Source organism: Delftia sp. S65, from assembly GCF_016516495.1.
Taxonomy (GTDB): Bacteria; Pseudomonadota; Gammaproteobacteria; order Burkholderiales; family Burkholderiaceae_C; genus Comamonas; species Comamonas acidovorans.
In genome coordinates, this window is record NZ_JACVUR010000028.1 from 65,854 (window position 1) to 84,612 (window position 18,759).

General features: G+C 66.6%; 18 protein-coding genes. 14 read left to right on the top strand and 4 right to left on the bottom strand.

Features of this window, described 5'->3' with window-relative positions; translation table 11 throughout:
* Window positions 1-113 precede the first annotated feature (113 nt).
* The 10 genes from galE (at window position 114) to tatC (ending at window position 6,825) form a co-directional block, all read left to right on the top strand.
* The gene (gene galE / locus IAE24_RS20430) at window positions 114-1,124 is read left to right on the top strand and encodes a UDP-glucose 4-epimerase GalE (RefSeq protein ID WP_099732863.1); all 1,011 of its coding nucleotides are present in this window, start codon (window positions 114-116) and stop codon (window positions 1,122-1,124) included.
* A gap of 76 nt (window positions 1,125-1,200) precedes the next feature.
* A complete protein-coding gene (hisF, locus tag IAE24_RS20435; protein ID WP_016450993.1) occupies window positions 1,201-2,001 on the top strand; it encodes an imidazole glycerol phosphate synthase subunit HisF in 801 nt (266 codons plus the stop codon).
* A 244-nt stretch (window positions 2,002-2,245) separates the two neighbouring features.
* A complete protein-coding gene (gene hisI, locus IAE24_RS20440; RefSeq protein ID WP_013800785.1) occupies window positions 2,246-2,644 on the top strand; it encodes a phosphoribosyl-AMP cyclohydrolase in 399 nt (132 codons plus the stop codon).
* A complete protein-coding gene (locus IAE24_RS20445; protein ID WP_043822256.1) occupies window positions 2,641-3,054 on the top strand; it encodes a phosphoribosyl-ATP diphosphatase in 414 nt (137 codons plus the stop codon). The genes hisI and IAE24_RS20445 overlap by 4 nt, the downstream gene beginning before the upstream one ends.
* Window positions 3,051-3,443, top strand: a complete 393-nt coding sequence (locus IAE24_RS20450; protein WP_013800783.1) for a DUF4870 family protein — start codon at window positions 3,051-3,053, stop codon at window positions 3,441-3,443. Before IAE24_RS20445 ends, IAE24_RS20450 begins: the two co-directional genes overlap by 4 nt.
* Before the next feature lie 19 nt (window positions 3,444-3,462).
* Complete coding sequence (locus IAE24_RS20455) at window positions 3,463-4,494, top strand: patatin-like phospholipase family protein (RefSeq protein WP_199961573.1); 1,032 nt, start codon at window positions 3,463-3,465, stop codon at window positions 4,492-4,494.
* Window positions 4,495-4,535: 41 nt separating this feature from the next.
* Window positions 4,536-4,898 carry a histidine triad nucleotide-binding protein gene (locus IAE24_RS20460; RefSeq protein WP_034396985.1) on the top strand — a complete coding sequence of 121 codons (363 nt, stop codon included), beginning with the start codon at window positions 4,536-4,538 and terminating at the stop codon, window positions 4,896-4,898.
* A gap of 193 nt (window positions 4,899-5,091) precedes the next feature.
* Window positions 5,092-5,331, top strand: coding sequence for a Sec-independent protein translocase subunit TatA (gene tatA, locus IAE24_RS20465; protein WP_013800780.1), 240 nt, complete (start codon window positions 5,092-5,094; stop codon window positions 5,329-5,331).
* A 21-nt stretch (window positions 5,332-5,352) separates the two neighbouring features.
* Window positions 5,353-5,850, top strand: a complete 498-nt coding sequence (gene tatB, locus IAE24_RS20470; RefSeq protein ID WP_099732862.1) for a Sec-independent protein translocase protein TatB — start codon at window positions 5,353-5,355, stop codon at window positions 5,848-5,850.
* 150 nt (window positions 5,851-6,000) lie between these two features.
* The gene (gene tatC, locus IAE24_RS20475; protein WP_199961574.1) at window positions 6,001-6,825 is read left to right on the top strand and encodes a twin-arginine translocase subunit TatC; all 825 of its coding nucleotides are present in this window, start codon (window positions 6,001-6,003) and stop codon (window positions 6,823-6,825) included.
* 210 nt (window positions 6,826-7,035) lie between these two features.
* Here tatC and IAE24_RS20480 read toward each other — a convergent pair whose 3' ends face one another.
* From IAE24_RS20480 to IAE24_RS20495, 4 genes are all read right to left on the bottom strand, one after another.
* Window positions 7,036-8,511: a glutamate synthase subunit beta gene (locus IAE24_RS20480; RefSeq protein ID WP_013800778.1), complete on the bottom strand. Its 1,476-nt coding sequence runs from the start codon at window positions 8,509-8,511 to the stop codon at window positions 7,036-7,038.
* Window positions 8,512-8,580: 69 nt separating this feature from the next.
* The gene (locus IAE24_RS20485) at window positions 8,581-13,311 is read right to left on the bottom strand and encodes a glutamate synthase-related protein (protein WP_013800777.1); all 4,731 of its coding nucleotides are present in this window, start codon (window positions 13,309-13,311) and stop codon (window positions 8,581-8,583) included.
* Between the two features lie 188 nt (window positions 13,312-13,499).
* Window positions 13,500-14,210, bottom strand: coding sequence for a transposase (locus IAE24_RS20490; RefSeq protein WP_013800776.1), 711 nt, complete (start codon window positions 14,208-14,210; stop codon window positions 13,500-13,502).
* Between the two features lie 62 nt (window positions 14,211-14,272).
* Window positions 14,273-15,112: an IclR family transcriptional regulator domain-containing protein gene (locus tag IAE24_RS20495; RefSeq protein ID WP_043822246.1), complete on the bottom strand. Its 840-nt coding sequence runs from the start codon at window positions 15,110-15,112 to the stop codon at window positions 14,273-14,275.
* A gap of 86 nt (window positions 15,113-15,198) precedes the next feature.
* Between IAE24_RS20495 and IAE24_RS20500 the strand changes: the two genes are divergently transcribed.
* From IAE24_RS20500 to IAE24_RS20515, 4 genes are all read left to right on the top strand, one after another.
* Complete coding sequence (locus IAE24_RS20500; protein WP_012207359.1) at window positions 15,199-15,900, top strand: 3-oxoacid CoA-transferase subunit A; 702 nt, start codon at window positions 15,199-15,201, stop codon at window positions 15,898-15,900.
* Between the two features lie 26 nt (window positions 15,901-15,926).
* Window positions 15,927-16,586, top strand: coding sequence for a 3-oxoacid CoA-transferase subunit B (locus IAE24_RS20505; RefSeq protein ID WP_026062883.1), 660 nt, complete (start codon window positions 15,927-15,929; stop codon window positions 16,584-16,586).
* A gap of 72 nt (window positions 16,587-16,658) precedes the next feature.
* The gene (gene pcaF / locus IAE24_RS20510) at window positions 16,659-17,870 is read left to right on the top strand and encodes a 3-oxoadipyl-CoA thiolase (protein WP_013800774.1); all 1,212 of its coding nucleotides are present in this window, start codon (window positions 16,659-16,661) and stop codon (window positions 17,868-17,870) included.
* Between the two features lie 7 nt (window positions 17,871-17,877).
* Window positions 17,878-18,618 carry an SDR family NAD(P)-dependent oxidoreductase gene (locus IAE24_RS20515; RefSeq protein ID WP_199961575.1) on the top strand — a complete coding sequence of 247 codons (741 nt, stop codon included), beginning with the start codon at window positions 17,878-17,880 and terminating at the stop codon, window positions 18,616-18,618.
* Window positions 18,619-18,759 lie beyond the last annotated feature (141 nt).

Sequence of the window (18,759 nt, forward strand, 5' to 3'; positions counted from 1 at the left end):
TTGTCTGCAAACGTGTCTTCTCCCTACTTTTGTGCTCGGCGCCCTTGAAGCACGGGGGAAGCTGGGTTATGGCGATACTAGGCAGGCAGAAAAATCACCAATGAAAGGTATTCATGATTCTGGTCACAGGCGGCGCCGGCTTCATCGGCTCGCATACCTGCGTGGAACTCGCCGCTGCGGGCGAGCCCTACCTGATCTACGACAACTTCAGCAACAGCAGCCCCGATGTGCTCGACCGCATGGAACGCATCACGGGCCGGCGCCCGCTGTGCGTCGAGGGCGACGTGCGCGACCGCGCCGCGCTGGAGCGGCTGTTTGCCGAGCACTCCATCCGCGAGGTGATCCACTTCGCCGCGCTCAAGGCAGTGGGCGAGTCCGTGGCCCAGCCGCTGCGCTACTACGAACACAACGTGGGCGGCACGGTGGCCCTGCTGCAGGCCATGCGGACGGCGGGCGTGCGCAGCCTGGTGTTCTCCTCCTCGGCCACGGTCTACGGCGATCCGGCCAGCCTGCCGATCCGCGAAGACTTTCCGCTGTCCGCCACCAACCCCTACGGCCGCAGCAAGCTGTGGATCGAGGAAATGCTGGCCGACCTGGACCGGGCCGAGCCCGGCCAGTGGAGCCTGGCACGGCTGCGCTACTTCAACCCCGTGGGCGCCCATGAAAGCGGCCTGATCGGCGAGGACCCGCGCGACATCCCCAACAACCTCATGCCCTATGTGTCGCAGGTCGCCATCGGCCAGCGCCAGCAGCTCAGTGTTTATGGCGATGACTATGCGACGCCGGACGGCACGGGCGTGCGCGACTACATCCACGTCACCGACCTGGCGCGCGGCCACCTGGCGGCGCTGCGCTATCTGCGCGAGCAACAGGGCCTGCTGACCGTGAACCTGGGCACGGGGCGCCCGGTCTCGGTGCTGGAGATGGTCAAGGCCTTCGAGCGCGCCAGCGGCCGCCCCGTGCCCTACCAGATCGTGGCGCGCCGCCCCGGCGACGTGGCCCAGTGCTGGGCCGACCCCGCCGAGGCCGAGCGCCTGCTGGGCTGGAAGGCTGCGCTGGATATCGATCGCATGTGCGAGGACGCATGGCGTTGGCAAAGCCAGGCCGCAGGCCTCAAGCGCTGAACCCCGCAGCGCCTGCGGGCGCCGAGGGCGTGGTATCTTTTCGCCCTTGTTTCACGCCCTAGCCACGAGTCTGCCCATGCTTGCCAAACGCATCATCCCCTGTCTTGACGTCACGGGAGGGCGCGTCGTCAAAGGCGTGAACTTCGTGGAACTGCGCGATGCGGGCGACCCGGTGGAGATCGCCGCGCGCTACAACGCCCAGGGCGCGGACGAGCTGACCTTCCTGGACATCACGGCCACCAGCGACGGGCGCGACCTGATCCTGCCCATCATCGAGTCCGTGGCCAGCCAGGTCTTCATTCCCCTGACCGTCGGCGGCGGTGTGCGCACCGTCGAGGACGTGCGCCGCCTGCTCAACGCGGGCGCCGACAAGACCAGCTTCAACTCGGCCGCCATCGCCAACCCCGACGTGATCAACGCGGCCTCCGACAAGTACGGCGCGCAATGCATCGTCGTGGCCATCGATGCCAAGCGGCGCACGGCCGAGGACGAGCAGCGCATGGGCGCCGATGGCCGCGCTGCCGGCCCCGGCTGGGACGTGTACAGCCACGGCGGACGCAAGAACACCGGCCTGGATGCCGTGCAGTGGGCCGCCGAAATGGCGCGCCGCGGCGCGGGCGAGATCCTGCTGACCAGCATGGACCGCGACGGCACCAAGTCCGGGTTCGACCTGAAGCTCACGCGCGCCGTCAGCGACGCCGTGCCCGTGCCCGTGATCGCCTCGGGCGGCGTGGGCTCGCTGGACGACCTGGCCGATGGCGTGACCCTGGGCGGCGCCGACGCCGTGCTGGCCGCCAGCATCTTCCACTACGGTGAATTCACCGTGGGCCAGGCCAAGCAACGCATGGCAGAGCGCGGCGTGCCCGTGCGCCTCTGATACGGCGCGTCGGCGGACTCCTTCATTTCAGTTTTCCATGGCGCTCGCGCCGCCCACAACCCATGAAACCGGCGCGGCCCAAGGGACCAGGGACAGCGAGCAAGGGCCGCCCCGCAGCAAGGCTGTCGTCTCCCTCCCGCGCAGCGAGAGAGGGGGAAGGCGCGAAGCGACTCAGGGGGTGTATTTTCAATCCAGGCAATTCCTGACAATCCTGTCACAGGGATGCCCACCCAGGATATTCACAATGCAGGCAATGAACTGGCTAGATCAAGTCAAATGGGATGCGCAGGGCCTGGTGCCCGTGATCGCGCAGGAAAAGGACACGGGCGACGTGATGATGTTCGCCTGGATGAACCGCGAGGCCTTGGCCAAGACGGCCGAGCTCGGCCGCGCCGTCTACTTCAGCCGCTCGCGCAACAAGCTGTGGTTCAAGGGCGAGGAATCGGGCCACGTGCAGACCGTGCACGAGGTGCGCATCGACTGCGACAACGACGTGGTCCTGCTCAAGATCACCCAGACCGGCCACGAGCCCGGCATTGCCTGCCACACGGGGCGCCACAGCTGCTTCTACAGCGTGCTGCAGAACGGCCAGTGGCAGGCCGTCGATCCGGTCTTGAAAGACCCCGAATCGATCTACAAATGAATTCCACGAACATGAACGACACCGCAAGCACTTCCTCGCTGGACGCCCTGGCGCGCCTGGCCGCCGTCATCGAAAGCCGCAAGCCCGCCAATGGCGGCGACCCCGACAAGAGCTACGTCGCCCGCCTGCTGCACAAGGGCCCGGATGCCTTTCTGAAGAAGATCGGCGAAGAGGCCACCGAAGTGGTCATGGCCGCCAAGGACGCAGACCATGGCGGAGACGCCGGCAAAATCCTCTACGAAGTGGCCGATCTGTGGTTCCATAGCATGATCGCCCTGGCCCACTATGGCCTGACGCCCGCCCAGGTCGTTGCCGAGCTGGAACGCCGCGAAGGCACCAGCGGCATCGAGGAAAAGGCGCTGCGCAAGGCCCAGGAACGTGATGTGAACGAGAAAGGACCGCTGCCATGAATGACGATTACATCGAAGTCCGTGCCCTGGACCAGTCCCGCATCGAAGGCCTCAAGGCCTGGGGCTGGGTCAGCTACCTGCTGCACCTGGTGGTGGCCGTGGCCGCCGTCGTGCCGGGCGCACAGCCCAGCATTGCGCTGCTGGTGATCGCCCTGATCATCGATCTGGTCAAGCGCGGCGACGCCGAAGGCAGCTGGATGGCCAACCACTTCTCGTGGCGCATCCGCAGCGTGATCTGGGCCGGCATCCTGTACCTGGTCACGGCGCCGCTGTGGCTGCTGTTCTTCGTGCCCGGCTGGATCGCCTGGACCGTCATCTCCATCTGGTTCCTCTACCGCATCGTGCGCGGCATGGTCGCCATGAACCGCAACCAGGCCGTGGACCGCTGAAGGTCCCGGGCACACCGCCATGACTCCGACCCCGACCTGCAAGATCAACCTCGCCCTGCAGGGCGGGGGCTCGCACGGTGCCCTGACCTGGGGCGTGCTCGATGCGCTGCTGGAAGACGGCAGCTTTGTCTTCGACGGCATCAGCGGTACCAGCGCCGGTGCCATGAATGCAGTGGCCCTGGCCCAGGGCTTTGCCAAGGCTGCACGCCAGGAAAGCGATCCGGTGGCCGCCCAGGCGCTGGGGGCCGAGCTGGCCCGCGCCACGCTGACCGAACTGTGGGAAGGCGTGGGCACCATGGGCAGCCTGATGTGGGGCGCGCCCCTGCCGGGCAGCCCCTTCATGGGCGTGCTCAACCAGTTCTTCTCGCCCTACCAGACCAACCCGTTGGACATCAACCCGCTGCGCAAGCTGCTCGAACGGGTCGTGGATTTCGAGGCGCTGACGCATCCGCCCGTGGAAGGCGTGGTGCCCAAGGTCTTTGTCTGCGCCACCAATGTGCGCACGGGCCGGGGCTGCATCTTTTCGGGCAGAAAACTCAGTGCCGACGCGGTCATGGCCTCGGCCTGCCTGCCGCAGCTGTTCAAGGCCGTGGAAATCGATGGCGAGCCGTACTGGGATGGCGGCTTTTCGGGCAACCCGGCGCTGTACCCGCTGATCTACGGCACGGCGTCCAGCGACATCCTGCTGGTGCAGATCAACCCCATCGAGCACACCGATCTGCCCAACACGGCGGCCGACATCATGGACCGCATGAACGAGGTCACATTCAACGCCGGCCTGCTGGCCGAGCTACGCGCCATCGAGTTCGTCAAGCGCCTGCTCGAGCAGGGCAAGCTGGACCCGACACGCTACAAAAAGGTGCTGCTGCACCGCGTGGACGGCGGCTCCGTGCTCAAGGGCTATGGCGCCTCGACCAAGACGCGCTCCGACATGCGCTTCGTGCGCGAGCTGTTCGAGCTCGGACGCGAGCAGGGCCAGCAGTGGCTCCAGCAGCACCGCAGCGACATCGGCGTGCGCCAGACGCTGCGCATCAACGACAATCCGGCCTGATTTCCAACCTACCGCCAGCCTCCCAGGATTCCTGTAGCGCCATGCACGACCACGACCCGAACTGCCTGTTTTGCCGCATCACCAAAGGCGAGATCCCTTCCCGCAAGGTCTATGAGGACGAAGAAGTCTTCGCATTCCACGACATCCATCCCGGCGCGCCCATCCACTTCCTGATGGTGCCCAAGAAGCACATCCCCTCCATGGCCCAGGTCCAGGCCGAGGACGCCCCGCTGCTGGGCCGCCTGATGGCGCTGGCGCCCCGCCTGGCTGCCGAGCAAGGCTGCAACCCGTATCCCGACGGCGGCTTTCGCCTGGTGGTCAACACCGGCACCGAAGGCGGCCAGGAAGTCCACCACCTGCACATCCACGTCATGGGCGGCCCCCGCCCCTGGCTCAAGGGCTGAAACTCAAGGGCTGAAAACGCCGCAGCGGCCACGCTGCCTGCGGCAGACGACTGCCGCCCGGCACAAGGTGGCCCGTCTCTTGCTTGAGGCACCCCCTGTTTCTTGCGTCGGCCAAACGGCTTTTGTGGGGCCTTGCGAACTGCCGCCATGGCCCGGCGTCTAAAATGACCTGCAATTCTTAGGAGAGATTCTCATGGGCTCGTTTTCCATCTGGCATTGGCTGATCGTCCTGGCCATCGTGGTTCTGGTGTTCGGCACCAAGAAGCTGAAGAACATCGGTTCCGACCTCGGCGGCGCCGTCAAGGGCTTTAAGGACGGCGTGAAGGACGGTTCGACCTCCACCGACACTCCCGCAGCCGCTCCCGGCCAGGTCGCCGGCCAGACGGCTGCCGACAAGACCACCATCGACGTCGAAGCCAAGCAAAAGAGCTGATGGCCCGCACGCCAAGCTTCCATGTTTGATATTGGCCTTTCCAAGATGGCGCTCATCGGTGCCGTGGCCCTCGTGGTCATCGGTCCCGAGAAGCTGCCGCGCGTGGCGCGTACCGTCGGCACCCTGCTGGGCAAGGCCCAGCGCTATGTCTCCGATGTGAAGGCCGAGGTCAACCGTTCGATGGAACTCGACGAGTTGCGCAAGATGAAGGACACCGTGGAGGGCGCGGCGCGAGACGTCGAGCAGTCCATCCACACTTCAGCCGCCAACTTCGAGAAGGACTGGAACGAGTCCACGGCATCGCTCAACGGCACGTCTTCCTCGTACGACTCCTCTTCCTACGGCACCGACAGCGATACGTACAGCGCCGTGGCGCCGGCCTACCGCCACCCGGGCAAGAACTGGCGCCTCAAGCGTGCCGCCGTGCCCCAGTGGTACAAGGCCCGCGCCGGCGTGCGCACCAAGGCGCAGTCGGGCGCGGCGCGCGTGGCGCGCTTTCGCCCCCAGAAGTCCCGCTGAAGATGCCGGCGCGCCGCGGGCCACGAGGCAACCAGCCCAGCCTCTGCCACCCGGGCACCCGCCATTGCCGAATCCTGCCCGATCCGTCGGGCTTTCTGCTTTTCACCCCAGGTCCGTGGATGCCCTTGCGGCCCGCCGCGGTTTCGCACCATGTCCGACATTCCACCTAAAGACGACGAGCTGGCAGGCACCGAGCAGCCTTTCGTCCAGCACCTGATGGAGCTGCGCGACCGCCTGCTCTACTGCATCTACGGCATCGGTCTGGCGATCGCCGTGCTGGCCGTGTGGCCCGGCCCCAACGGGCTGATCGACTTCATCGCCCATCCGATCAAGGCCCACATGCCGCCCGATGCCAAGCTCATCGCGGTGGGCGTGTTCACGCCCTTCTTCGTACCGCTCAAGGTGCTGATGATGGTGGGCGTGCTGGCCGTGCTGCCCTGGATCATGTACCAGATGTGGGCCTTCGTGGCGCCCGGCCTGTACAGCCATGAAAAGCGCTTCGCGCTGCCGCTGATCATCTTCGGCAGCCTGCTGGCCTATATCGGCATCGCCTTCGTGCAGTTCTTCGTGCTCGACAAGATGTTTGCCTTCATCCAGGGCTTCACCCCGGACAGCGTGGCGGCCACGCCGGACATCGCCTCGTATGTGGAGGCCATCCTTTCGCTGTACCTGGCCTTTGGCCTGGCCTTCCAGGTGCCCATCGTGGTCATGCTGCTGGTGCGCTTCGGCCTGGTGGACATCGCCAAGCTCAAGTCCTTCCGCGGCTACTTCATCGTGGTGGCCTTCATCATCGCCGCCGTGGTCACGCCGCCCGACGTGATCTCCCAACTGGCCCTGGCCATTCCGATGTGCATTCTTTACGAAATAGGCATCCTGGGCGCCGGCTGGTTCAGCCGCGTCTCCAAGGCGCCGGAAGAAGAAGCCGAACCCTGCACCGCAGTGGACAAGCCGGCAGAGGATAAACCCTCCCCCTGAGTCGCTTCGCGCCTTCCCCCAGAGGGGGACGACACCCTCGGTGCGGGGCGGCGCGGCCGGCCCAGGCCCTTCCTCGGTGTCCCTCGCTTTAGGGCGCGCCAGTTTCAAGGGCCTACGCTGAAACACGAGGAATCTGTAATAAAAAGCCCTTGGTTCATCACCAAGGGCTTTTTCTTTGTCTATGGCCAAGCCCCTTCCGGGGTTGGCATCTCACCGAGGCAGGTCGGACGTGCCCATGAGGAATTCGTCGATGGAGCGAGCGGCCTGGCGGCCTTCGCGGATGGCCCAGACCACCAGGGACTGGCCGCGGCGCACGTCGCCGGCGGCGAAGAGCTTGGGCACGCTGGTGGCGTAGCCGCCCGTGAAGTCGGTGGTGGCCTTGGCGTTGCCGCGTGCGTCCTTGTCCACGCCAAAGGCATCGAGCACGGCCTGCACGGGGCTGACGAAGCCCATGGCCAGCAGCACCAGGTCGGCCTTGAGCACCTGCTCGCTGCCGGGCACCTCGACCATCTTGCCGTCCTTCATTTCGATGCGCACGGTCTTGACGGCCGTGACCTGGCCCTTCTCGCCGATGAACTCCTTGGTGGCGATGGCGAACTCGCGCTCGCAGCCTTCCTCGTGGCTGGAGCTGGTGCGCAGCTTGATCGGCCAGTAGGGCCAGACCAGGGGCTTGTTCTCCTGCTCGGGCGGCATGGGCATCAGCTCGAACTGGGTCACGCTGACGGCGCCATGGCGGTTGCTGGTGCCCACGCAGTCGGAGCCGGTGTCGCCGCCACCGATGACGATGACATGCTTGCCATCGGCCCGCAGCTGGCCCTTGAGCTTGTCGCCGGCGTTGACCTTGTTTTGCTGCGGCAGGAACTCCATGGCGAAATGGATGCCCTTGAGTTCGCGCCCCGGCACGGGCAGGTCGCGCGACTGCTCGGCACCGCCTGTCAGCAGCACGGCGTCGAACTCGGCCATGAGCTGCTCGGGGCTGACGGTTTCCTTGGCCCAGTTGGTGACCTTGGAGTCTTCGCCCAGGCCGTCCTTGCCCGCCACCAGCACGCCGGTACGGATCTTGACGCCTTCGGCCACGAGCTGCTCGACGCGGCGGTCGATGTGCGACTTCTCCATCTTGAAGTCGGGAATGCCGTAGCGCAGCAGGCCGCCCACGCGGTCGTTCTTCTCGAACAGCGTGACATCGTGGCCGGCGCGCGCCAGTTGCTGCGATGCGGCCAGGCCTGCGGGGCCTGCGCCGACCACGGCGACCTTCTTGCCGGTCTTGCGGCTGCTGGGCAGCGGCTTGACCCAGCCTTCGGCCCAGGCACGGTCGATGATGGCGTGCTCGATGGACTTGATGCCCACGGCGTCGTCGTTGATGTTCAGGGTGCAGGCGGCCTCGCAAGGCGCGGGGCAGATGCGGCCGGTGAACTCGGGGAAGTTGTTGGTGCTGTGCAGCACGGCGCTGGCGCTCTTCCAGCCGCCGTGGAAGACCAGGTCGTTGAAGTCCGGAATGATGTTGTTGACCGGGCAGCCGCTGTTGCAGAACGGCGTGCCGCAGTCCATGCAGCGCGCGCCCTGGATCTTGGCCTGGCTGTCATCGAGGCCGATGACGAATTCCTTGTAGTGCTTCACGCGCTCGACGACGGGCGCGTAGCCCTCCTCGAGGCGTTCATATTCCATGAAGCCGGTGGTCTTTCCCATGATTCGTTGTCCTGATGTGTGGGGTGCAGGGATGGATGCGGGCTGCTGCCTGCATCCTTCGCTTCCTTGTTATTTGGCGGCCACGGCTTCCTTGGCGTGTTCCTCGACCTCGGGCGTGGCGGGCTCTTCCATCACCTGGCGCTCGTACATCTCGGACAGGGCACGCTTGTACTCGCTGGGGAAGACCTTGACGAACTTGGAGCGGGCCGCCGCCCAGTTGTCCAGCAGGTCGCGGGCACGCTTGGAGCCGGTCCAGCGGCTGTGCGCCTCGATCAGCGCGCGCAGCTGGCGTTCGTCGGTTTCGCGGCGGTGCCAGACGGCGGGCGAGACCTGGGCCAGGTGCTCGTCGTGGGGCAGAACCTGGTCCAGCGAGACGGACGCCTTGTTGCAGCGCTCGGCGAAGCGGCCATCCTCGTCATAGACATAGGCCACGCCGCCGCTCATGCCGGCCGCGAAGTTGCGGCCCGTCTTGCCCAGCACCACCACGGTGCCGCCGGTCATGTATTCGCAGCCGTGGTCGCCCACGCCTTCGACCACGGCCGTGGCGCCCGACAGGCGGACCGCGAAACGCTCGCCGGCCACGCCGCCGAAGAAGGCCTCGCCGCTGGTGGCACCGAACATCACGGTGTTGCCGACGATGGTGTTGGTCGTCGTGTCGCCGCGGAATTCATGGCTGGCATGCACCACCACGCGGCCGCCGGACAGGCCCTTGCCCGTGTAGTCGTTGGCATCGCCGCGCAGGTTCAGCGTGATGCCGTTGCACAGGAAAGCGCCGAAGGACTGGCCGCCGGTTCCCTCGAAGTGGATGCGGATGGTGTCATCCGGCAGGCCTTCGGGATGCACGCGCGTCACGGCACCGGAGAGCATGGCGCCCACGGAGCGGTTCACGTTGCGCGCCACTTCCATGATGCGCACGCGCTCGCCGTTCTCGATGGCGGGCTTGCAGCGCTCGATGAGCTTCACGTCCAGCGCCTTGTCCAGCAGGTGGTCCTGCTTTTCGACATGGAAGCGCGCCACGTCGGCGGGCACTTCGGGCTGGGCGAACAGGCGCGAGAAGTCCAGGCCCTGGGCCTTCCAGTGCTGCAGGCCCTTGCGGGTGTCCAGCAGGTCGGCACGGCCGATCAGGTCGTCGAACTTGGCCACGCCCAGCTGGGCCATGATCTGGCGCACTTCCTCGGCGATGAAGAAGAAGTAGTTCACCACATGCTCGGGCTTGCCCGAGAACTTGGCGCGCAGGACCGGGTCCTGCGTGGCCACGCCCACGGGGCAGGTGTTCAGGTGGCACTTGCGCATCATGATGCAGCCCTCGACGACCAGGGGCGCCGTGGCGAAGCCGAACTCGTCGGCGCCCAGCAGCGCGCCGATGACGACGTCGCGGCCGGTCTTCATCTGGCCGTCGGCCTGAACGCGGATACGGCCGCGCAGGCGGTTGAGCACCAGGGTCTGCTGGGTCTCGGCCAGGCCGATTTCCCAGGGCGAGCCCGCATGCTTGATGGACGACCAGGGCGATGCGCCCGTGCCGCCGTCGTGCCCCGCGATCACCACGTGGTCGCTCTTGCACTTGGCCACGCCGGCCGCGATGGTGCCCACGCCCACTTCGGACACGAGCTTGACCGAGATATCGGCATGCGGCGCCACGTTCTTCAGGTCGTGGATCAGCTGGGCCAGATCCTCGATGGAGTAGATGTCGTGGTGGGGCGGGGGCGAGATCAGGCCGACGCCGGGCACGGAGTGGCGCAGCTTGCCGATGTAGTCGGACACCTTGCCGCCGGGCAGCTGGCCGCCTTCGCCGGGCTTGGCGCCCTGGGCCATCTTGATCTGCACCTGGTCCGAGGACGACAGGTATTCGGCCGTGACGCCGAAGCGGCCCGATGCCACCTGCTTGATCCTGGAGCGCAGCGAGTCGCCGTCCTGCAGTTCGATGTCGGCCTCGACCTTGTCAGCGCCGATGATGGAGCCAAGGGTCTCGCCCTTCTTGATCGGGATGCCCTTGAGCTCGTTGCGGTAGCGCTGGGGATCTTCCCCGCCTTCGCCGGTGTTGCTCTTGCCGCCGATGCGGTTCATGGCCACGGCCAGCGTGGCATGGGCCTCGGTGCTGATCGAGCCCAGCGACATGGCGCCTGTGGCAAAGCGCTTGACGATGTCCTTGGCCGATTCGACCTGGTCCAGCGCAATGGCCTTGGCCGGGTCGAACTTGAACTCGAACAGGCCGCGCAGCGTCATGTGGCGCTTGCTCTGGTCGTTGATCAGCTGGGCGTATTCCTTGTACGTGCTCCAGTTGTTGGAGCGCGTGGAATGCTGCAGCTTGGCGATGGCGTCGGGCGACCACATGTGCTCTTCGCCACGGGCGCGCCAGGCGTATTCGCCACCGGCATCCAGCATGGTCTCCAGCACGGGATCGTCACCGAAGGCCGCGCGGTGGTTGCGGATGGTTTCCTCGGCGATCTCGAAGACGCCGATGCCCTCGACGCGGCTGGCCGTGCCGGTGAAGTACTTGTCCACGGTGTCGCTGTTCAGGCCGATCACCTCGAACAGCTGGGCGCCGCAATAGGACATGTAGGTGGACACGCCCATCTTGGACATGATCTTGGACAGGCCCTTGCCGATGGCCTTGACGTAGTTGTAGATGGCCTTGTCGGCCGACAGGTCGCCGCCCAGCTCCTTGTGCATGTCGGCCAGGGTTTCCATGGCCAGGTAGGGATGCACGGCCTCGGCGCCGTAGCCCGCCAGCACGGCGAAGTGGTGCACTTCGCGCGCCGTGCCCGTTTCCACGACCAGGCCGGCCGTGGTGCGCAGGCCCTCGCGCACCAGGTGCTGGTGGATGGCCGACAGCGCCAGCAGCGCGGGAATGGCCACCTGGGTGGCGCTCACATGGCGGTCGCTGATGATCAGGATGTTGGCGCCGCCCTTGATGGCGTCCACGGCCTGCGCGCACAGCGATGCCAACTTGGCTTCCACGCCCTGCTTGCCCCAGGACAGCGGGTAGGTGATGTCGATCGTTGCGCTCTTGAACTTGCCCTGCGTGTGGCGTTCGATGTCGCGCAGCTTGGCCATGTCGGCGAAGTCCAGCACGGGCTGGTGCACTTCGAGGCGCATGGGCGGGTTGACCTGGTTGATGTCCAGCAGGTTGGGCTTGGGTCCGATGAAGGACACCAGCGACATCACGATGGCTTCGCGGATGGGGTCGATCGGCGGGTTGGTCACCTGCGCGAACATCTGGCGGAAGTAGTTGTACAGCGGCTTGTTCTTGTCCGACAGCACGGCCAGCGGGCTGTCGTTGCCCATGGAGCCGATGCCTTCCTCGCCGTTCTTCGCCATGGGGGCCAGCAGGAACTTGATGTCTTCCTGCGTGAAGCCGAAGGCCTGCTGGCGCTCGAGCAGCGGCAGGCTGGCGGCCTCGGGGCCGGCATGGGTGTCACCGCCCACGCTGCCCAGCTTGATGCGCAGGTTCTCGATCCACTGCTTGTAGGGCTTGGTGTTGACGATGTTGGCCTTGAGCTCGTCGTCCTCGATCAGGCGGCCCTGCTCCAGGTCGATCAGCAGCATCTTGCCGGGCTGCAGGCGCCACTTGCGCACGATGGAGCTGTCGGGCACGGGCAGCACGCCGGCCTCGGAAGCCAGGATGACCAGATCGTCATCGGTGATCACGTAGCGCGAGGGGCGCAGGCCGTTGCGGTCCAGCGTGGCGCCGATCTGGCGACCGTCGGTGAACACGATGGAGGCCGGGCCGTCCCAGGGCTCCATCATGGCGGCGTGGTATTCATAGAAGGCGCGGCGGCGCTCGTCCATGGACTCGTGCTGCTCCCAGGGCTCGGGAATCATCATCATCACGGCCTGGCTGATGGGGTAGCCGGCCATGGTCAGCAGCTCCAGGCAGTTGTCGAACGTTGCCGTGTCGGACTGGCCGGCGAAGCTGATGGGATAGAGCTTCTTGAGGTCCTCGGCCAGCACGGGCGAGGCCATCACGCCTTCGCGCGCCAGCATCCAGTTGTAGTTGCCGCGCACGGTGTTGATTTCACCGTTGTGGGCCACGTAGCGGTAGGGGTGGGCCAGCGGCCACTCGGGGAAGGTGTTGGTGGAAAAGCGCTGGTGCACCAGGCCGATGGCCGAGACGCAGCGCTCGTCGGACAGGTCGTTGTAGTACACGCCCACTTGGTCGGCCAGCAGCAGGCCCTTGTAGACCACGGTGCGGCTGCTCATGCTGGGAACGTAGTATTCCTTGCTGTGCTTGAGCTTGAGATTCTGGATGGCGGCGCTGGCCGTCTTGCGGATCACGTACAGCTTGCGCTCCAGCGCGTCCTGCACGATCACGTCGGCGCCGCGGCCGATGAAGACCTGGCGCAGGATGGGCTCCTTTTCCTGGACCGTGGGCGACATGGGCATGTCGCGGTTCACGGGCACATCGCGCCAGCCCAGCAGGACCTGGCCTTCGGCCTTGATGGCGCGTTCCATCTCCTGCTCGCAGGCCAGGCGCGAGGCGTGTTCCTTCGGCAGGAAGATCATGCCCACGCCGTACTCGCCCGCCGGCGGCAGGGCCACGCCCTGCTTTGCCATCTCTTCGCGGTAGAGCTGGTCGGGAATCTGGATCAGAATGCCCGCGCCATCGCCCATGAGCTTGTCGGCGCCCACGGCGCCGCGATGGTCGATGTTTTCGAGGATCTTGAGCGCGCCGGTGACGATGTCATGGCGCTTGACGCCCTTGATATGTGCAACAAAGCCGAGGCCGCAGGCGTCGTGCTCGTTGCTCTTGGAGTACAGACCGTGGTCTTGGAGATGCTTGATCTCGGCAGCCGTCGTCATGGCGGAATCCTCAAATTTTTCGCAGGGAACGCAAGACTAAGGCAAGGCATCACCTCATGCAATAAATTTATATAAGGGTCAGATCCCAATTAATTCCAGAACAAAAAAATCGGAAATTAATAAGGGACATATTTATTTCACAAAGACCTGCAGTGAGGAATCAAGCACTTGCAGGCCATCAGTGGGTACTAACGCACTGTTGTGGTGCGCTCATTGGTCCGTCCGGGCGGACGACCGGCACGTTGGCGGGTCACACGGCGCTCGGTGCGCTGTTGTAAATCGGCAATGAATTGCTCATCGCCCAGCGCCCAGCCCCGCAGCGCCGACTGGCTGATGCGCTCGGCGTCGTCGGCGCCAACCCCCTCTTCCACGGCTTCCACATAGGCCGCATCCCGCGCAAACGGGGTGTTGCCCAGCTCCCAGAACACGGCATGCGGCTGGATCAGCGCGTCGCTGCGCAGGCCGGCGTTGTGCGCGTAGCTGGACCAGGGCCAGTCGGCCGGCCGCTGGACCAGGCCGGCGCGCACAGGGCTGTCGTCCATGAAGACCATGGTGGGCAGCAGCCAGCTGGGCTGCAGCACCGTGCCGCGATAGCGGCCTTCCCACAGCGTGCCGCTGCGGCCGTGACGGTCGTTGAAGTAGCGCACATAGCGCCGGCCCACGGCCTGCATGAACTTGGGCAGGCCATCGCCGGTGCGGGGCGTGGCCAGCAGGTGGAACTGGCTGGGCAGCAGCACGTAGGCATGCACGGCCAGCTCGCAGCTGCGCGCCATCTCGCGCAGCAGCCCCAGCATGGTTTCCCGGTCCTGGGCATCGATGAAGATGTCCCCGCCGTTGTTGCCGAGCTGGATGATGTGGTGCGGCAGATCCGCAAGGGTGAGTCGGGGCAGGCGGGCCATGGTGCGAGTGCGGGGCGTGGATCGGCAATTATGGAGCGCTGCGCCGCCCGCCGCCCGCCGCCCTACAGGGAAAGCCGCGATGAGGCCCGCAGCAGCTGGCTCACCAGCTGCGTGGCGGCCAGCAGCCGGGGCAGCAGTTGCCCGCGCATCATCTCGGCGCTGTTGCGGTTGGCCTGGCCACTGATGTTGAGCGCGGCCACGGTGCGCCCGGCCGCGTTCTTCACGGGCGCCGCGATGGAGATCAGGCCTTCGGCCAGTTCCTGGTCCACCAGGGCCCAGCCCTGGGCGCGCACCTCCAGAATGCGCTGGCGAAGGCGGTCATCATCCTGCTCGGTCAGGGCCGTGAACTGCCGGCGCTCGCGCGCATCCAGCAGGGCCTGCAGGGATTCATCGCTCTCGCCGGCCAGCAGCACGCGACCCATCGAGGTCCAGCAGGCCGGCAGGCGCGAGCCCACGCCGAGGTTGGTGCTCATGATCTTGTGGGTGTGCACGCGCAGCACATAGACGATGTCGCCGCCATCGAGCACGGCGGCCGAGCAGGACTCCTTGACCTCGTCGACCAGGTTTTCCATCACGGGCTCGGCCAGGTTCCAGACCGGGGTGGAGCTGAGGTAGGCAAAGCCCAGCTCCATGATGCGCGGCGTGAGCTGGAACAGCTTGCCGTCGCTCTTCACATAGCCCAGCGTCTGCAGCGTCAGCAGGATGCGCCGGGCGCCCGCGCGCGTGAGCCCCGTGCGCGCCGCCACCTCGCTGAGCGTCTGCGCAGGCGCCTCGGCGCTGAACGAGCGGATCACGCCCAGGCCGCGCGCAAAGGACTGCACATAGCTGTCGCCGGGGCGCGGCGTGCCGCCCTCTTCTTCAACCCCACCTGTGGAAATTACGGAAGCGGCATTTTTTTCCATGGCTCTATAATTCTTTCTGCGAACTTTTGTTCTAAATACGAACATTTTAGCGCAGCGCCAGCGGCCTGCATACCGGAGACAAGCAAGTGATCAACAAAATCACCGACACCATCGCCGAGGCGTTGTCGGGCGTCCAGGACGGCTCCACCGTGCTGATCGGGGGCTTCGGCACCTCGGGCAATCCCACCGAACTCATCGACGGCCTGATCGCCCAGGGCGCACGCGAGCTGACCGTGGTCAACAACAACGCGGGCAACGGCGACCAGGGGCTGGCCGCCCTGCTCAAGAGCGGCCAGGTGCGCAAGATCATCTGCAGCTTCCCCCGCCAGGTGGACAGCTGGGTGTTCGACGACCTGTACCGCAGCGGCAAGATCGAGCTGGAACTCGTGCCCCAGGGCAATCTGGCCGAGCGCCTGCGCGCCGCCGGCGCCGGCATCGGCGGCTTCTTCTGCCCCACGGCCTATGGCACGGAGCTGGCCAATGGCAAGGAAACGCGCGAGATCAACGGCAAGCACTATGTGCTGGAGCACCCCATCCACGGCGACGTGGCACTGGTCAAGGCCGAGAAGGGCGACCGCTGGGGCAACCTGACCTACCGCATGTCGGCCCGCAACTTCGGGCCCGTGATGGCCACGGCGGCCAAGCACACGATCGCCACCGTGCACGAGATCGTGGAGCTGGGCGCGCTGGATCCCGAGGCCGTGGTCACGCCCGGCATCTACGTGAGCCAGATCGTGAAGATCGACCGCGTGGCCACCCAGGCCGGCGGCTTCAAGAAAACCGCATGAGCGCCCCAACCGCCGAAAGCAAGAGCATGAGCAGCTACCAGAAACGCAGCAAGCAAGAGCTGGCCCGGCGCGTGGCCGAAGACATCTTCGACGGCGCCTATGTCAACCTGGGCATCGGCATGCCCACCCAGGTGGCCAACCACATCCCGGCCGGCCGCGAGGTCATCCTGCAAAGCGAGAACGGCATCCTGGGCATGGGCCCGGCGCCCGCCGAAGGCCAGGAGGACTATGACCTGACCAATGCCGGCAAGCAGCCCGTCACCCTGCTGCCGGGCGGCTGCTACTTCCACCATGCCGACAGCTTCGCCATGATGCGCGGCGGCCACCTGGACATCTGCGTGCTGGGCGCCTTCCAGGTCTCGGCCACGGGCGACCTGGCCAACTGGAGCACGGGCGAGGCCGGTGCCATTCCCGCCGTGGGCGGCGCCATGGACCTGGCCGTGGGTGCACGCCAGACCTGGGTGATGATGGACCTGCTGACCAAGACCGGCGAATGCAAGGTCGTCGAGGCCTGCAGCTACCCGCTCACAGGCCTGTCCTGCGTCAAGCGCATCTACACCGACCTGTGCACGCTGGAATGCACGCCCGAGGGCCTGCGCCTGATCGACACCGTGCCCGGCCTCTCGCACGCCGAGCTGCAGTCCATCGTGGGCCTGCCCATCAAGGACGCGACGGCCACGGCCTGATCCCTCAGCTCCCCCCAGTGGGTGCGCTGCGGCGCACCCCGGCACCTCTTCATTCTTTTTCCAGGAGACACCATGAGCCAGTCCAACCAGGCCTTCATCTGCGACGCCATCCGCACCCCCTTCGGCCGCTACGGTGGCGCCCTGTCCCCGGTGCGTGCCGATGACCTCGGCGCCGTGCCGATCAAGGCGCTGATGGAGCGCAACCCCGGCGTGGACTGGACAGCCGTGGCCGACGTGCTCTACGGCTGCGCCAACCAGGCCGGCGAAGACAACCGCAACGTGGCACGCATGTCCGCCCTGCTGGCCGGCCTGCCCATCGATGTGCCGGGCGCCACCATCAACCGCCTGTGCGGCTCGGGCCTGGACGCCGTGGGCACGGCCGCGCGCGCCATCAAGGCGGGCGAGGCCCGCCTGATGATCGCGGGCGGCGTGGAAAGCATGAGCCGTGCGCCCTTCGTCATGCCCAAGGCAGAAAGCGCCTTCAGCCGCAGCAACGCCGTCTATGACACCACCATCGGCTGGCGCTTCGTCAACAAGCTGATGAAGCAGCAGTACGGCGTGGACTCCATGCCCGAGACGGCAGAGAACGTGGCCGACGACTTCAAGATCGAGCGCGAAGCCCAGGACCGCATGGCCCTGGCCAGCCAGCAAAAGGCCGCCGCCGCCATCGCGGCCGGCTACCTGGCCAAGGAAATCGTGTCCGTGTCCATTGCCCAGAAAAAGGGCGACGCCATCGTGGTGAGCCAGGACGAGCATCCGCGCGCCACCACCATCGAAGCGCTGGCCAAGCTCAAGGGCGTGGTGCGCCCGGATGGCACGGTGACGGCAGGCAATGCCAGCGGCGTGAACGACGGCGCCTGCGCCCTGCTGCTGGCCAACGAGGAAGCCGCCCAGCAATACAACCTGGTGCCCCGCGCCCGCGTGGTCGGCATGGCCGTGGCCGGCGTGGCACCGCGCATCATGGGCTTCGGCCCGGCGCCCGCCGTGCGCAAGGTGCTGGCCCTGACCGGCCTGACGCTGGAGCAGATGGACGTGATCGAGCTGAACGAAGCCTTCGCCGCGCAGGGCCTGGCCGTGCTGCGCGATCTGGGCATTGCCGACGACGACCGCCGCGTCAACCAATGGGGCGGCGCCATTGCGCTGGGCCATCCGCTGGGCGCCTCCGGCGCGCGCCTGGCCACCACCGCCGTGAACCAGCTGCACACGCTGGGCGGCCGCTACGCGCTGTGCACCATGTGCATCGGCGTGGGCCAGGGCATTGCCGTGATCCTGGAAAAGGTCTGAGACTGCGATGAGCACCGTGGATAACAAGACACCCGTCACCGTGGTCAGCGGCGCCAGCAACGGCATCGGCCGTGCCATCGCCGATGCCCTGCTGGCCCAGGGCCGCGCCGTGGTCAACCTCGACTACGTGCTGCCCGATTGGAGCCATCCGCTGCTGGTGAGCTACCAGGCCGACCTGACCAGCGAGCAGGCCACGGCCGAGGCGGCGGCCCGCATTGCCGCCGCGCACAACGTGGTGGCCCTGGTCAACAACGCGGGTGCCACGCGCCCCGGCACCATCGACAATGCCAGCACCCAGCATCTCGACGACGTGGTGGGACTGCACCTGCGCGCGCCCATGCTGCTGGTCCAGGCCTTCCTGCCCACACTGCGTGCCTGCGGCGAGGGCCGCATCGTGAACATGTCCTCGCGCGCCGCGCTGGGCAAGCCCGACCGCATCGTCTACTCGGCGACCAAGGCGGGCCTGATCGGCCTGACGCGCACCCTGGCCATGGAACTGGGCCGCGACCGCATCACGGTCAACGCCCTGGGCCCCGGCCCCATCGCCACCGAGCTGTTCACCAAGAGCAACCCTGAGGGCGCGCCGCAGACCCAGCGCATCCTCAACAGCATTGCCGTGGGCCGCATGGGCACACCGGAAGACGTGGCCCGTGCCGCGCTGTTCTTCCTGTCGCCCGACAACGGCTTCGTCACCGGCCAGGTGCTCTACATCTGCGGCGGCACCACGCTGGGCGTGGCGCCCGTCTGACCGACCGTCTGACCGAACGCCTTCCCAGGCACAACACCCTTCAAGAAGAACCACTGGAAGCGGCCCCCCCCCCCCCGCGCCGCCCCCCCCGCCCGGGCCCCCCCCCCCCCCCCCCCCCCCCCCCCCCCCCCCCCGGCCACC

Coding starts and splice junctions, on each gene's coding strand:
- IAE24_RS20505 (WP_026062883.1), top strand. CDS start 15,927: ATGAGCAGCTACCAGAAACGCAGCAAGCAAGAGCTGGCCCGGCGCGTG.
- IAE24_RS20480 (WP_013800778.1), bottom strand. CDS start 8,511: ATGGGAAAGACCACCGGCTTCATGGAATATGAACGCCTCGAGGAGGGC.
- hisF (WP_016450993.1), top strand. CDS start 1,201: ATGCTTGCCAAACGCATCATCCCCTGTCTTGACGTCACGGGAGGGCGC.
- tatB (WP_099732862.1), top strand. CDS start 5,353: ATGTTTGATATTGGCCTTTCCAAGATGGCGCTCATCGGTGCCGTGGCC.
- IAE24_RS20445 (WP_043822256.1), top strand. CDS start 2,641: ATGAATTCCACGAACATGAACGACACCGCAAGCACTTCCTCGCTGGAC.
- galE (WP_099732863.1), top strand. CDS start 114: ATGATTCTGGTCACAGGCGGCGCCGGCTTCATCGGCTCGCATACCTGC.
- IAE24_RS20490 (WP_013800776.1), bottom strand. CDS start 14,210: ATGGCCCGCCTGCCCCGACTCACCCTTGCGGATCTGCCGCACCACATC.
- hisI (WP_013800785.1), top strand. CDS start 2,246: ATGCAGGCAATGAACTGGCTAGATCAAGTCAAATGGGATGCGCAGGGC.
- IAE24_RS20515 (WP_199961575.1), top strand. CDS start 17,878: ATGAGCACCGTGGATAACAAGACACCCGTCACCGTGGTCAGCGGCGCC.
- pcaF (WP_013800774.1), top strand. CDS start 16,659: ATGAGCCAGTCCAACCAGGCCTTCATCTGCGACGCCATCCGCACCCCC.
- IAE24_RS20460 (WP_034396985.1), top strand. CDS start 4,536: ATGCACGACCACGACCCGAACTGCCTGTTTTGCCGCATCACCAAAGGC.
- tatC (WP_199961574.1), top strand. CDS start 6,001: ATGTCCGACATTCCACCTAAAGACGACGAGCTGGCAGGCACCGAGCAG.
- IAE24_RS20485 (WP_013800777.1), bottom strand. CDS start 13,311: ATGACGACGGCTGCCGAGATCAAGCATCTCCAAGACCACGGTCTGTAC.
- IAE24_RS20450 (WP_013800783.1), top strand. CDS start 3,051: ATGAATGACGATTACATCGAAGTCCGTGCCCTGGACCAGTCCCGCATC.
- IAE24_RS20495 (WP_043822246.1), bottom strand. CDS start 15,112: ATGGAAAAAAATGCCGCTTCCGTAATTTCCACAGGTGGGGTTGAAGAA.
- tatA (WP_013800780.1), top strand. CDS start 5,092: ATGGGCTCGTTTTCCATCTGGCATTGGCTGATCGTCCTGGCCATCGTG.
- IAE24_RS20455 (WP_199961573.1), top strand. CDS start 3,463: ATGACTCCGACCCCGACCTGCAAGATCAACCTCGCCCTGCAGGGCGGG.